This is a genomic window from Achromobacter sp. ACM04, assembly GCF_014851465.1.
Lineage (GTDB): Bacteria > Pseudomonadota > Gammaproteobacteria > Burkholderiales > Burkholderiaceae_B > Achromobacter > Achromobacter aegrifaciens.
This window is the reverse complement of the sequence record NZ_JACUZS010000003.1, coordinates 581,967-595,908: the sequence shown is the minus strand read 5'-3', so window position 1 is coordinate 595,908 and position 13,942 is coordinate 581,967. Positions and strand designations below refer to the sequence as shown.

At 64.3% G+C, this 13,942-nt stretch carries 10 protein-coding genes; 2 read left to right on the top strand and 8 right to left on the bottom strand.

Annotation, left to right across the window (positions count from 1 at the left end; translation table 11 throughout):
- The first annotated feature begins 22 nt into the window (after positions 1-22).
- Both mfd and serB read left to right on the top strand, forming a co-directional pair.
- Positions 23-3,505, top strand: a complete 3,483-nt coding sequence (mfd, locus tag IB259_RS19095; RefSeq protein WP_175159647.1) for a transcription-repair coupling factor — start codon at positions 23-25, stop codon at positions 3,503-3,505.
- A gap of 22 nt (positions 3,506-3,527) precedes the next feature.
- Positions 3,528-4,385 carry a phosphoserine phosphatase SerB gene (gene serB / locus IB259_RS19090; protein ID WP_175213932.1) on the top strand — a complete coding sequence of 286 codons (858 nt, stop codon included), beginning with the start codon at positions 3,528-3,530 and terminating at the stop codon, positions 4,383-4,385.
- A gap of 88 nt (positions 4,386-4,473) precedes the next feature.
- Here serB and IB259_RS19085 read toward each other — a convergent pair whose 3' ends face one another.
- The 8 genes from IB259_RS19085 to nuoI form a co-directional block, all read right to left on the bottom strand.
- Positions 4,474-6,750 (bottom strand): TonB-dependent siderophore receptor, encoded by a 2,277-nt coding sequence (locus IB259_RS19085; protein ID WP_054450500.1) that lies wholly within the window; start codon positions 6,748-6,750, stop codon positions 4,474-4,476.
- Between the two features lie 333 nt (positions 6,751-7,083).
- On the bottom strand, positions 7,084-7,413 hold the full coding sequence (locus IB259_RS19080) for a DUF2818 family protein (RefSeq protein WP_054450498.1): 330 nt from the start codon (positions 7,411-7,413) through the stop codon (positions 7,084-7,086).
- 15 nt (positions 7,414-7,428) lie between these two features.
- On the bottom strand, positions 7,429-8,913 hold the full coding sequence (gene nuoN / locus IB259_RS19075) for an NADH-quinone oxidoreductase subunit NuoN (protein WP_119449060.1): 1,485 nt from the start codon (positions 8,911-8,913) through the stop codon (positions 7,429-7,431).
- Between the two features lie 9 nt (positions 8,914-8,922).
- The gene (locus tag IB259_RS19070; protein WP_054450494.1) at positions 8,923-10,425 is read right to left on the bottom strand and encodes an NADH-quinone oxidoreductase subunit M; all 1,503 of its coding nucleotides are present in this window, start codon (positions 10,423-10,425) and stop codon (positions 8,923-8,925) included.
- Positions 10,422-12,443 carry an NADH-quinone oxidoreductase subunit L gene (gene nuoL / locus IB259_RS19065; protein WP_054450492.1) on the bottom strand — a complete coding sequence of 674 codons (2,022 nt, stop codon included), beginning with the start codon at positions 12,441-12,443 and terminating at the stop codon, positions 10,422-10,424. Before nuoL ends, IB259_RS19070 begins: the two co-directional genes overlap by 4 nt.
- 17 nt (positions 12,444-12,460) lie before the next feature.
- Complete coding sequence (nuoK, locus tag IB259_RS19060) at positions 12,461-12,769, bottom strand: NADH-quinone oxidoreductase subunit NuoK (RefSeq protein WP_006217969.1); 309 nt, start codon at positions 12,767-12,769, stop codon at positions 12,461-12,463.
- Positions 12,766-13,416: an NADH-quinone oxidoreductase subunit J gene (locus IB259_RS19055; protein ID WP_054450491.1), complete on the bottom strand. Its 651-nt coding sequence runs from the start codon at positions 13,414-13,416 to the stop codon at positions 12,766-12,768. Before IB259_RS19055 ends, nuoK begins: the two co-directional genes overlap by 4 nt.
- A gap of 17 nt (positions 13,417-13,433) precedes the next feature.
- Positions 13,434-13,922: an NADH-quinone oxidoreductase subunit NuoI gene (nuoI, locus tag IB259_RS19050; RefSeq protein WP_008161196.1), complete on the bottom strand. Its 489-nt coding sequence runs from the start codon at positions 13,920-13,922 to the stop codon at positions 13,434-13,436.
- Positions 13,923-13,942: the final 20 nt, after the last annotated feature.

The window sequence follows — 13,942 nt, the reverse complement described above, 5'->3', positions numbered from 1 at the left end:
TGATTTTATAATCTTCCGCTTGATGCCTGCTCCCAGCCTGATGCCAGCCCCCTCTGCCCCCGCCACCTTCGCGCCTCCCGTCCCCGCTACGGCCCCCACCCTGTCCGCGCTGAAGGCCGGCGCGCGCTATGCGCAGCCGCGCCCCCCAGGGTCCGGCGACGCCTGGCTGCTGGCGGACCTGGCGCGGCAGGCCTCGGCGCCGCTGGTCATCCTGACCGCCGAGCCGGTCGAGGCCCAGCGCCTGGCCGAGGAAATCCAGCTGTTCGCACCGGACCTGCGTGTGCGCCAGCTGCCCGACTGGGAAACGCTGCCCTACGACGCCTTCTCGCCGCACCAGGACCTGATTTCGGAACGCCTGCACACACTGCACTCGCTGATGACCAAGTCGGTGGACGTGCTGACGGTGCCGGTCACCACGGCGTTGTACCGGCTGGCGCCGCCCTCTTTCCTGGCGGCCTACACCTTTTCCTTCAAACAGAAGGACAAGCTCAACGAAGCCGCGCTGCGCGCCCAGCTGACCCTGGCCAACTACAACCACGTCACCCAGGTAACGGCGCCCGGCGAATTCTGCCTGCGCGGCGGCCTGATCGACCTGTTCCCGATGGGCTCGGTGGTGCCCTACCGCCTGGACCTGTTCGACGACGAGATCGAGACCATCCGCAGCTTCGACGTGGACACGCAACGCAGCCTGTACCCGGTGCGTGAAGTGCAGCTGCTGCCCGGCCGCGAATTCCCTATGGACGAAGACGCGCGCAACCGCTTCCGGGCGCGCTTCCGTGAAGTCTTCGAGGGCGACCCCTCGCGCGCGCTGCCCTACAAGGACATCGGCAACGGCATTCCGTTCGCTGGCGTCGAGTACTACCTGCCGCTCTTCTTCGAGGAAACGGCGACGCTATTCGACTACCTGACGGAAGGCACGGTCACCGTCACCGTGGGCGACATCGACGACGCCATCCAGCGCTTCAACCAGGACACCTCCAGCCGCTACGGCTTCCTAAAGAGCGACCGCGAACGGCCGGTGCTGCCGCCCTCCGAACTGTTCCTGGACAACGAGACGCTCTACGCACGGCTGAAGGATTTCCGCCGGCTGTCGCTGACTGCCGGCCAGCCGCATCCGGACTTCCGGGCGGCGCCCGACGTGAGCGTGGCGCGGCGTTCTGAAGATCCCATCGCCAAGCTGCGCGCGCTGGTGCAGGCCGGCCAGACGCGCGTGCTGCTGTGCGCCGACTCCGCCGGCCGGCGCGAGACCCTGGTGCAGATGCTCAACGAGTTCGGCGTCACGCCTGACGCGCAGCCCGACACCATCGAAGCCTTCCTCGCTTCGGACGCCCATTTCGGCATCGTCGCCGCACCGCTGTCCACAGGCTTCGGGCTGCCCCAGGCCAATCTGGCCTTCCTCACCGAAAACGACCTGTACCCGGGCCTTGCCACCACCGGCCGCCGCGGCAAGCGCGACCAGGAACGCGCCAGCAACGTCGAAGCCATGGTGCGCGACCTGTCCGAGCTGCGCGCGGGCGACCCAGTGGTCCATGCGCAGCATGGCATCGGCCGCTACCACGGCCTGGTCAACATGGACATGGGCGAAGGCGGGATGGAGTTCCTCCATCTGGAATACGCCAACGGCAGCACGCTTTACGTGCCGGTGTCGCAGCTGCACGTGATCGCCCGCTACAGCGGCGCCGATCCGGAGGCCGCGCCGTTGCATCAATTGGGCTCCGGCCAATGGGACAAGGCGCGCCGCAAGGCCGCCCGCCAGGTCCGCGACACTGCCGCCGAACTGCTGGCCCTGTACGCCCAGCGCGCCGCCCGCGAAGGCTACGCCTTCAACCTGCCGCTCAACGACTACCAGGCTTTCGCCGAGGGCTTCGGCTTCGAGGAAACGGCCGACCAGGCCGCCGCCATCGAAGCCGTCATCGCCGACATGACCTCCGGCCGCCCCATGGACCGTCTGGTCTGCGGCGACGTGGGCTTCGGCAAGACCGAGGTCGCGCTGCGCGCCGCCTTCCTGGCCGTGGCCAATGGCAAGCAGGTCGCCCTGCTCTGCCCCACCACGCTGCTGGCCGAACAGCATGCACAGACCTTCTCCGACCGCTTCGCCGACTGGCCTGTGAAGGTCGTGGAGCTGTCGCGCTTCCGTTCGGCCAAGGAAGTCTCCGCCGCCATCGAAGGCATCAACGACGGCCGCGTGGACATCGTCATCGGCACCCACAAGATCCTGTCCAAGGACGTGAAGTTCAAGCGCCTGGGCCTGGTCATCATCGACGAAGAGCACCGCTTCGGCGTGCGCCAGAAGGAAGCTTTGAAGGCGCTGCGCGCCGAGGTCGACGTGCTGACGCTGACCGCCACGCCCATTCCGCGCACGCTGGGCATGTCGCTGGAAGGCATACGCGACTTCTCCGTCATCGCCACCGCGCCGCAAAAGCGCCTGGCCATCAAGACCTTCGTGCGGCGCGAGGACGGCAGCACCCTGCGCGAAGCGCTCTTGCGCGAACTCAAGCGCGGCGGCCAGTGCTACTTCCTGCACAACGAAGTCGAGACCATCCACAACCGCCGCGCCCGCCTGGAAGAACTGGTGCCCGAAGCCCGCATCGCCGTGGCCCACGGCCAGATGCCCGAGCGCGAGCTGGAACAGGTGATGAAGGGCTTCTACCAGCAGCGTTACAACGTGCTGTTGTGCACCACCATCATCGAAACCGGCATCGACGTGCCCAGCGCCAACACCATCGTGATCCACCGGGCCGACCGCTTCGGGCTGGCCCAGTTGCACCAGTTGCGCGGCCGCGTCGGGCGCTCGCATCATCAGGCCTACGCCTACCTGCTGACGCCCGGCGAAGACGCCATCACCAACAACGCCAAGAAGCGCCTGGAAGCCATCCAGGCCATGGAAGAGCTGGGCTCGGGCTTCTACCTGGCCATGCACGATCTGGAGATCCGCGGCACGGGCGAAGTGCTGGGCGATTCGCAGTCCGGCAACATCCAGGAAGTCGGTTTCTCGATGTACAACGAGATGCTCAACGAAGCGGTGCGCGCGCTGCGCGCCGGTGAAGAGCCCGACCTGGACGCGCCCTTCAACCTGGCCTGCGAAGTCAATCTGCACGCCCCGGCGCTGCTGCCGTCCGACTATTGCGCCGACGTCCATGCCCGCCTGGGCATCTACAAGCGCCTGGCGCACGCTGCGGACGAAGACGATCTGATCCACATCCAGGAAGAACTGATCGACCGTTTCGGCAAGCTGCCCGAGGCCGCGCAGACGCTGCTCGCCACGCACCGCCTGCGCCTGGCCGCCCAGCCCCTGGGCATCGTCAAGATCGACGCCAGCGAAACCCAGGCGCTGCTGCAGTTCGGCCCCAAGACCTCGGTCGATCCCGGCAAGATCATCGAACTGGTGCAACGCCAGCGCCACATCAAACTGGCGGGACAGGATAAATTGCGGGTTGAGATCAAGGCCGCGCAGATTCCTGCCCGCGCCGATGCCGTGCGCGCCGTGCTGCGCGCCTTGAAGTAACCGTCAAACCACACTGATTTCTATGACTACCCATCACCTTGTCGTCCAATCCCCCGGCCTGACCGTGGAACATGCTGAACAGTTGGCGGCCCTGGCCCAGGCGCAAGGCGTCGCGCGCATCAGCGCCACTGCCGCCCGCCTGCTCGACGTGCAGCACGACGACTCGACCCGCGCCGACGTCGTGGGCTGGGCAGAACGCCATGGCGTCGACACCGCCTTCCTGCCCGCAGGCCTGAAGCTGTCCGGGTGCAAGGTGCTGGCCATGGACATGGACTCCACGCTGATCAACATCGAGTGCATCGACGAGATCGCCGGCGTGGCGGGCCTGAAGGACAAGGTCTCCGAAATCACCGAGGCCGCGATGCGCGGCGAGATCAAGGACTTTTCCGAAAGCCTGCGCCGCCGCGTCGCCCTGCTCGAAGGCGTGCCGGCCGATGCGCTGGAACAGGTCTATGCGGACAAGCTGCGTCTGAACCCCGGCGCCGAACGCCTGATCACCACGGCCCAGGCGGCCGGCATCAAGGTGCTGCTGGTCTCTGGCGGTTTCACTTTCTTCACCGAACGCCTGCGCCAGCGCCTGAACCTCGACAGCGCGCACGCCAACACCCTGGAAATCGCCAATGGCGTGCTGACCGGCAAGGTCTTGGGCGACATCCTCGATGCCGACGCCAAGGAAGCCCACCTGCGCGAGTTCGCCCGCCAGCACGGCGCCTCCCAGGAGCAGATCATCGCCATGGGCGACGGCGCCAATGATCTGAAGATGCTGGGCATCGCCGGCTTCCCCGTCGCGTACCACGCCAAGCCGCTGGTGCGTCAGCAGACGCGTTATGCGCTGAATGTGTCGGGGCTGGACGGGGTGCTGAACTGGTTCGAGAGCTGATCGCGCCACGCCCGGCGCCTGTGCCCGCAGCCAGCGGCCAAGCATGAAAAAAGCCACCTCGCGGTGGCTTTTTCATTGCAGCGGCGTATCAGTACCGCACGCGCAGCGAAAGCAGCGCAGCCCGGCCAGTACCCAGCGCCGCATAGTGCGCCGCATAGGCCTTGGTGTAGTACGTTTCGTCGAAAATGTTCAGCACGTTCAACTGCGCCGACATGTGGTCGTTGAATTCATACGCGGCCATGGCGTCGAAGCGCCAGTAGGAAGGCACCCAGCGCGCCTTGGGCGAGCCGTCGGCGTTCTTGGTCGCGTCCGAATTGCCGTACACCTTGTCCACGTAGTAGGCGCCGCCGCCGACCGTCAGCTTGGGCAACACCTTGTAGGTGGTCCACAGGCTGAAGGCATTGCGCGGGGTATTGGGCAGGTCCTGGCCCACGGCGCCGCTGTTGTAGGCGCCCTTGGTCATTTCGCTGTCCATGAAGGTGTAGCCGCCGAACACGTTCCACTTGGGCGTGATGCTGCCCGAGAAGCCCAGTTCGATGCCGCGCACCTTGGCTTCGCCGACCTGTGCGGTCTCGGTGGCCGAAACGGCCACGCTGGTGTTCTTGCGGATGTCCTGGAAGGCCGCCGCCGACAGCGTCAGGCGGTCATCGAACACCTGCCACTTCGTGCCGAGTTCCACCGTACGGCTCTTCTCAGGCTCGAGCGACTGGTTCGAGACCGACACGGCGTCGCTGATCGCGCTGGAGGCGATGGCCGACGGCGTGGACGAAGTGCCATACGTCGCGTAGATGGTGCCGTTGGGCGCCGGCTTGTAGGCCAAGCCAATCTGGTAGTTGAAGAGATTGTCCTCGCGGCTGGTGCTGTAGAACGCCGGGGTGCTTGCCGGGTCGTTCCGGCCCTTGGCGATGTTGCTGCCGCTGGTGCGGTAGTTGTCCCAGCGCAAGCCCAGGCTGGCCTGCCATTGTTCGTTGAACTTGATCGTGTCGAAGCCGTAGAGCGCGACCGTATCCGTGTTGTAGCGCGCGGGATTGTTGTTGCGCTGCAGATGGCCAGGGTAGTAAGTACCCGGGTCCGGATCCCACAGCGAAGCGCACAGCGCCGGGTTGGCGTAGGTGTTCTTGCCATTGGCCGTGCCAGTCACGCAACCGCTGGTGCCGGCGGGAACGCCCGACTCGGTGTAGCCGTCCTTGTCTTGCTTGATATTGCTGTACTCGAAGCCCAGGTCGAACGAGTGCTTCAGGCTGCCGGTATCGAACTCGCCCGTCAGGTTGGTCTGGTTGGCGAAGCTCTTGGTGACGTAATAGCCCGACTTGAGCGCCCGGTACACCAGGCCATTCGGAATGTTGCCCTTGCTGTCGTCGGGGTTGGTCGCAGCAAAGTCGGTCGTGCCGCGGCCGTAGCGTGTCACGTTGCGCAGCTGCAGCTTGTCGGAGAAGTCGTGCTGGAAGTCCACCGTCGCAACGTCGTCGCGGGTCTTCATGAAATCGCGGCCCTTCAGGCCATAGAAGCTCTTGCGGCTCACGCCCATGGTCTCCGTCACCGGCTGACCCGTTTTCGGGTCATACGGGATGGAGTAATCCGGCATGCTGTCGTCTTGGTAGTGGTAGTAGCTCAGCGTGATGCGGGTCGGCGTGCCCACGCCCAAGGTCAGCGAGGGCGCCACGCCCCAGCGCTCGAAGTCCACCGCGTCGTCGCGACCCGGCGCATCGCCCTTGTTGCCCATGACGTTCAAGCGGAACGCGGCCTTGTCGGCCAGGCGCCAGTTGCTGTCGATCGTCGCGCGGTAGTTGTTGTCCGTGCCGATCTGCGCCGTGGCTTCCGTGAAGTCGGTGGCCTTGGGCGTCTTGCTGACCATGTTGATGCTGCCGCCCGCGCCGCCGCGGCCGGAGTAGACCGAGTCCGGCCCCTTGATGACTTCGACCTGTTCCAGGTTGAAGGTGTCGCGCACCTGCGTGCTGGAATCGCGGATGCCGTCCAGGAAGATGCTGCCGGCGGAGTTCTGGCCACGGATGATGGGCAGGTCGCCGCCCGGGCGGCCGCCTTCGCCTGCGCCAAACGTGATGCCGGGCGAGTTGCGCAGGACGTCCTGCAGCGTGGACGCGGCCTGGTCCTGGATCACCTGCTTCGGCACGACCTGCACCGTGCGCGGGGTGTCCAGCAGAGGCGCCGTGAACTTCGGCGACTGCGCCGTGGAGGTCTGGTACGACGACCCCTCACCCTCCACGCGCACGGGCGCAAGTTGCGTCACGCCCGAATCCGCGGATTGGGCGGCGGCGTACGGGCTGATGAACAACGCGGGGGCCGCTATCGCGGCGGCCAGGGAGGTAGTGAGCGTATTCAGCGAATACGTATCTTGGGGCTTCAAACCAGCTTCTCCGAATGTAAATAGCAACGATTCTTGTTTTTTTACCGGTTGCGATTGTGAACTCGAGGGCTGAACGGAACCTGAAAAATAGCTTTACGCTCACATAAAATGAAAAAAAACAACACTAAATACTTATAGGGTCAATACCGAACTTTCGCGCGGTGCGGCTAGTGGGTTCAGCCTCGCGCCCCCACAGGCTCTCACGCTACGGAATGCCGATGGAGACGCCCGGAAGGGCCTCTGGGAAGCCAAAGCGCATAAGAGAGGACATTCCCTCATTGCGCAAAAAAAAACGCCCCGCGGGGCGTTTTTCATGCACGAACCAAGCTGCCTTCAGGTGCGCAGGCGCGGGTGCCGTTTGAACAGATAACGGTACACGAACCCCGGATAAGCCAGCACCAGATACAGGCTCAGGGTGATCGCGTAGAACTCCCAGGTCTGGGAAAACCGGTTGCCCAGCGTGGATTCGAACGCGAAACCGAGCGCGCCGACGATGGCGTAGAACACCAGCACTTCGATCAGGCGCATCCAGAACGGCTTGACTGCCGCCACTCCGCCCTGCTTCCAGGGCATGACGGCGAAAACCCGCTCCGTCAGGAACGGGAGATTCGCGCTGACCAGGGCCAGCGCGATCAGCAGCCATACCGCCAGAGTCTGGTTCATGGCCCCGTTTTCCGCTTACAGGCTGAGCGAGCTGCGGATGGCCTGCACGCACAGGGCCATCAGGCCGCCCGGCAGGATGCCCAGGATCAGGATCAGTGCGCCGTTGACCGACAGCACGCCGCGCTGGCCGCAGGTGGCGACCATCGGCGCGGCATCGGCGGCCGGCTCGTCGAAGTAAACGACCTTGACCACGCGCAGGTAGTAGAACGCGCCGATCAGCGAGAACAGCACCGCGATCACGGCCAACGTCACGTGGCCGGCGCTGACCAGCGCCTGCAGCACGGCCAGCTTGGCGTAGAAGCCCACCAACGGCGGAATGCCGGCCAGCGAGAACATCAGCAGCAGCACGATGGCTGCATGCCAGGGGCTGCGGCGGTTCAGGCCCTTCAGGTCGTCGATGTGTTCGCACTCGAAACCTTGGCGCGACAGCAGCAGCACGATGCCGAAGCTCGCCAGCGTGGTCAGCACGTAGGTCAGCATGTAGAACAGCGAGGCGCCGTAGGCGGCCGACGACAGTTCCGGCTTGCCCGCGACCGAACCGGACATCAGGCCCAGCAGCACGAAGCCCATGTGCGAGATGGTCGAGTAGGCCAGCATGCGCTTGAAGTTGGTCTGCGCGATGGCCGTCAGGTTACCGATGGCCAGCGACAGCACCGCCAGGATCATCAGCATCGGCTGCCAGTCGGCGGCCAGGCCGTGCAGGCCATCGACCAGCAGGCGCAGCGTGATGGCGAATGCAGCCAGCTTGGGCGCGCCGCCCAGGATCAGGGTGACGGCGGTGGGCGAACCTTGGTAGACGTCCGGAACCCACATGTGGAACGGCACGGCGCCGAGCTTGAACGCCAGGCCCGACACCAGGAACACGATGCCGAACACCAGGGCCAGCTTCTCGGCCTTGCCCGCGGCGATGACCTTGGACACTTCGGCCAGATCCAGGTGGCCGGTGGCGCCGTAGATCATGGACATGCCGTACAGCAGGAAGCCCGAGGCCAGCGCGCCCAGCACGAAGTACTTCATGGCGGCTTCGGTGGCGACGACGTTGTCGCGGCGCAGCGCGATCAGCGCGTACAGCGCCAGCGACATCAGCTCCAGGCCCAGGTAGATGGAGATCAGGTTCCCGGAGGAGATCATGACCATCTGGCCCAGCAGGGCGAACAGCGTCAGGACGTAGAGTTCGCCGCCGCGCATCATGTCGCGCAATTGCGCGTAGACGCGGCCATAGACCAGGGTCGCGGCCACGGCGATGTAGGACGCGATCTTGAGCAGATGCGACAGTTCGTCGGTAACGTACAGGCCGTTGAAGGTCGAACCAACAACGCCGTTCTTCCATTGCAGGGCCGACACGACGGTCAGCACGCCCAATGCAAGCATGGTCAGCAGAAACGTCGGCTTGCGCTCGGGGTGATTGCTGACCGCGTCGACGAGCAGGATAGCCAGGCCGAAAACCAGCAGGAGGATTTCCGGTGTCGCCAGGGCGAAATCGATTTGGGATTGCATCATTGTCTTGTCTTACAGTTTCGAGACGGCAACGTGTTGCAGCAGGGCCTCCACCGAAACGTGCATCACGTCGGTAAAGGGCTTGGGATAGATCCCCATGTACAACACGGCGATCGCCATCACGCCAAGAATCACAAACTCGCGGCGGTTGATATCGGTCAGCTCGCGCACGTGGTCGTTGGCGACGTCGCCCAGGACCACACGCTTGACCATCCACAGCGAATACGAAGCGCCCAGAATCAGGGCGGTCGCCGCCAGCAGGCCGATCCAGAAGTTGTGCTCGACCGCGCCCATGATCACCATGAACTCGCCGACGAAACCGCTGGTGGCCGGCAGGCCGCTGTTGGCCATCGAGAACAGGATGAAGAAGGTGGCGAAACGCGGCATGACGTTGACCACGCCACCGTAGTCGGCGATGCGGCGCGAGTGCATGCGGTCATAGAGCACGCCGATACACATGAACATGGCGCCCGACACGAAGCCGTGCGAGATCATCTGCACGATGGCGCCTTCGACGCCGGCCGTGTTGAAGATGAAGAAACCCAGCGTCACGAAACCCATGTGGGCGACGGACGAATAGGCCACCAGCTTCTTCATGTCATCCTGGACGATCGCGACCAGGCCGATGTAGATCACGGCGACCAGCGACAGCGTGATCATCAGGCCGGCCAGGCTGTGCGAGGCGTCGGGAGCGATCGGCAGCGAGAAGCGCAGGAAACCGTAGGCGCCCAGCTTCAGCATGATCGCGGCCAGCACGATGGAGCCGCCGGTGGGAGCTTCGACGTGAGCGTCGGGCAACCACGTGTGGACCGGCCACATCGGCACCTTGACGGCAAAGGCCGCCAACAGGGCCACGAAGATCAGGATCTGCGGGGTGTAGCCCAGCTTGGTCTGCTGCCAGGTCAGGATGTCGAACGAGCCGCCCGACACGTTCCACAGGTACACGAAGGCGACCAGCGTCAGCAGCGAGCCCATCAGCGTGTACAGGAAGAACTTGAACGCCGCGTACACGCGGTTCGGGCCGCCCCAGACGCCGATGATGATGTACATCGGGATCAGCGTGGCTTCGAAGAACACGTAGAACAGCATGCCGTCCAGCGCGCAGAACACGCCCACCATCAGACCCGACAGGATCAGGAAGGCGGCCATGTACTGGGACACGCGGCTGGTGATGACTTCCCAGCCGGCCAGCACCACGATGATGGTGATGAAGGCGGTCAGGAGCACGAACCACATCGAGATGCCGTCGATGCCCAGGTGGTAATTGACGTTGAAGGCCTCGATCCAGGAGGTCTTCTCCACGAACTGCATCTTGGCCGTGGTGGAGTCGAAACCGGTGTACAGCGGGATCGTGACGAGGAAACCGGCGATTGAGCCGACGAGCGACAAGCCGCGCGTCAGGCCGGGACGGTCGTCACGGCCCACCGCCAGCACCAGCAGGCCGAATACGATCGGGACAAAGATCGCAAGCGTGAGCCAGGGGAAAGTGTTGGATGCCATCTCGCTTGCCATCATTGGGGAATCAGCACAAAGAAAGTCACCAGCGCCATGATGCCGATGATCATCGCGAACGCGTAGTGATAGATGAAGCCGGACTGCAGGTGACGGCTGACCGCTGCCACCCAGCCCACCACACGGGCGCTGCCGTTGATCAGCAGGCCGTCGATGATGCCGCGGTCACCGGTCTGCCACAGGCCACGGCCCAGGCAGCGCAAGCCGCGGGCGATGATCTGCTCGTTGACCCAATCCACGTAGTACTTGTTCTCGAGCACCTTGTTGATGCCGGACAGGCTGGACTGGATCTTGGCCGGAACCTTGGGATTGATCAGGTAGCAGTACCAGGCGATGACCGCGCCAGCCACGACCAGCCAGAACGGAACCGTCTGGAAGGCGTGCAGGCCGAAGGCCACCCAGCCGTGCCACTCTTCATGCAGCTCGTGCATGGCGGGATGCTGCGGCAGGACCTTGATGACGCCGTCGAAGAACTTGCCGAACAGCATTGGATCGACCACCAGGGCGCCGATGATGACCGACGGGATCGCCAGCAGCACCAGCGGCAGCGTGACCACCCAGGGCGACTCATGCGGCTTGCCGCCATGATGGCCGTGGTCGTCGTGGCCGTGATCGTCGTGGCCATGACCATGGCCGTGGTCGCTGGTGTCGAAACGTTCCTTGCCGTGGAAGACCAGGAAGTACACGCGGAACGAGTACAGCGAGGTCACGAACACGCCGATCAGGGTCGAGTAGTACGCGAAGTTCGCGCCCCAGACGTTTGCGGCGCCGGCAGCCTCGATGATGTGTTCCTTCGAGTAGAAGCCCGAGAAGAACGGCGTGCCGACCAGGGCCAGCGTGCCCAGCAGGAAGGTGATCCAGGTGATGGGCATGTACTTGCGCAGGCCGCCCATGTTGCGGATGTCCTGGTCATGGTGCATGCCGATGATGACGGAGCCAGCGCCCAGGAACAGCAGCGCCTTGAAGAACGCGTGCGTCATCAGGTGGAAGATCGCGACCGAGTAGGCCGAAGCGCCCAGCGCGACCGTCATGTAGCCCAGCTGCGACAGCGTGGAATACGCGACCACGCGCTTGATGTCGTTCTGGATGATGCCCAGGATGCCCAGGAACAGCGCGCCGATGGCGCCGATCACGATGATGAAGGACAGCGCCACGTCGGACAGTTCGAACAGCGGCGAGAAACGCGCGACCATGAAGATGCCGGCCGTCACCATGGTGGCGGCGTGGATCAGCGCGGAAATCGGGGTCGGGCCTTCCATCGAGTCAGGCAGCCAGGCGTGCAGCGGAACCTGGGCCGATTTGCCCATGGCGCCGATGAACAGGCAGATGCAGGCGACCGTCAGCAGCATCCAGTCGGAACCGGGCAGCGTCAGCGTGGCCAGCTTGTCGGCCTGGGCGAAGACTTCGCCGTAATGCATGGTGCCGGCGTAAGCGAACAGCAGGCCGATGCCCAGCACGAAGCCGAAGTCGCCGACGCGGTTGATCAGGAACGCCTTCATGTTGGCGAAGATCGCCGTGGGACGGGTGTACCAGAAGCCGATCAGCAGGTACGACACCAGGCCCACCGCTTCCCAGCCGAAGAACAGCTGCACCATGTTGTTCGACATCACCAGCATGAGCATGGAGAACGTGAACAGCGAGATGTACGAGAAGAAGCGCTGGTAGCCGGGATCATCCGCCATGTAGCCGATGGTGTAGATGTGCACCATCAGCGACACGGAAGTCACCACGACCATCATCATGGCCGACAGGGGATCGATCAGGAAGCCGATTTCCAGCTTGGTCTGGCCGATCAGGCTCCAGGTGTAGACCGCGCCGTCGAAGCGCAGGCCGTTGAGCACGTCGTTCAGCACCACCACCGAACCGATGGTGGAGATGAGCACGCCCAGGATGGTGATCATGTGCGAAGCACGGCGGCCGATGGGACGGCCCAGGAACCCGGTGCCGAAGAGGCCCGCGAGAATCGCCCCGGCCAGCGGAGCCAGCGCGATGAGCAAGTAGAGATTGGGTGAGCTAGACATTTTCTTCCAATACCCCGTCAGCCCTTCAGGCGATCGAGTTCGTCAACGTTGATCGTGTTCAGGTTGCGGAACAGCAGCACCAGGATGGCCAGGCCGATCGCCGCTTCGGCGGCGGCCACGGTCAGGATGAAGAACACGAACACCTGGCCGGCGGTATCGCCGAACCAGCTGGAGAACGCCACGAAGTTCATGTTGACGGCCAGGAGCACGAGCTCGATGGACATCAGGAGAATGATCAGGTTGCGGCGGTTCAGGAAGATGCCGAAGATCCCGATGGCGAACAGGATCGCCCCGAGGATCAGGTAGTGGGCCAGCGTCAGCGTCATTTTTGTTCTCCTTGGGGCGCGGCGGCGGTCGGGGTGCCGTTCTGCGCCTGGGCACGCTCGCTCTGGGCGGGCATGCTCACCATGCGGTAACGGTCCTTCGAGCGCACGCGGACAGCGGCCACCGGGTCGTTGTACTTCACGTCGCGGCGGCGGCGCAGGGTCAGCGCGATGGCGGCGACCATGCCGACCAGCAGCAGCGCGGCGCCCACTTCAATGGCGTAGATGTACTGGGTGTACATGGCCTCGCCCAGCGCGCGGGCGTTGTTGTAGTCGCCGGCAACCGGGGCTTGCGGGCCCGCGCCGTACCAGGTCGAACCCAGCACGAAGGCCATTTCGACCACCATCACCAGGCCGATGACCAGGCCCAGCGGCAGGTAGGTCTTCATGCCCTGGCGCAGGGCATCCATGCGGATGTCCAGCATCATCACGACGAAGAGGAAAAGCACCATCACGGCGCCCACGTACACCAGCACCAGCAGCAGCGCCAGGAACTCGGCGCCAAGCAGCATCCACAGCATGGCCGCGTTGACGAAGGCCAGGATCAGGTGCAGGACGGCGGTGACCGGGCTGCGCGCGGTGATCACGCGGAACGCCGCGATCACCAGCACGGCGGCCAGTATGTAAAACAGGACAGTGGTAAAAGTCATGGATCAGGTCCTGGGCTTCAACGATAGGGAGCGTCTTCGGCCCGGCGGCGGGCGATGTCGGCTTCGTAGCGGTCGCCCACGGCGAGCAGCATGTCTTTGGTGAAATACAGGTCGCCGCGCTTTTCACCGTGGTATTCGTGGATGTGCGTTTCCACGATGGAGTCCACGGGGCAGCTTTCCTCACAGAAGCCGCAGAAAATGCACTTGGTCAGGTCGATGTCGTAACGCGTGGTGCGGCGGGTGCCGTCATCGCGCTGGTCCGACTCGATGGTGATCGCCAGCGCGGGGCACACGGCTTCGCACAGCTTGCACGCGATGCAGCGCTCTTCCCCGTTGGGGTAGCGGCGCAGCGCATGCAGGCCGCGGAAACGCGGCGACGCAGGCGTCTTTTCCTGGGGGTAGCGCAAGGTGACCTTGCGCTTGAAGAAATACTTGCCCGTCAGGCGCATGCCCTTGAGCAATTCGGTCAGCATCAGACTGCCGAAGAAATCCTTGATCGCTTCCATATCCTGCCTCTGCCTGGCGG

Coding starts and splice junctions, on each gene's coding strand:
- nuoN (WP_119449060.1), bottom strand. CDS start 8,913: ATGATGCAATCCCAAATCGATTTCGCCCTGGCGACACCGGAAATCCTC.
- serB (WP_175213932.1), top strand. CDS start 3,528: ATGACTACCCATCACCTTGTCGTCCAATCCCCCGGCCTGACCGTGGAA.
- IB259_RS19055 (WP_054450491.1), bottom strand. CDS start 13,416: ATGACTTTTACCACTGTCCTGTTTTACATACTGGCCGCCGTGCTGGTG.
- mfd (WP_175159647.1), top strand. CDS start 23: ATGCCTGCTCCCAGCCTGATGCCAGCCCCCTCTGCCCCCGCCACCTTC.
- nuoL (WP_054450492.1), bottom strand. CDS start 12,443: ATGTCTAGCTCACCCAATCTCTACTTGCTCATCGCGCTGGCTCCGCTG.
- IB259_RS19070 (WP_054450494.1), bottom strand. CDS start 10,425: ATGATGGCAAGCGAGATGGCATCCAACACTTTCCCCTGGCTCACGCTT.
- nuoI (WP_008161196.1), bottom strand. CDS start 13,922: ATGGAAGCGATCAAGGATTTCTTCGGCAGTCTGATGCTGACCGAATTG.
- IB259_RS19080 (WP_054450498.1), bottom strand. CDS start 7,413: ATGAACCAGACTCTGGCGGTATGGCTGCTGATCGCGCTGGCCCTGGTC.
- nuoK (WP_006217969.1), bottom strand. CDS start 12,769: ATGACGCTGACGCTGGCCCACTACCTGATCCTCGGGGCGATCCTGTTC.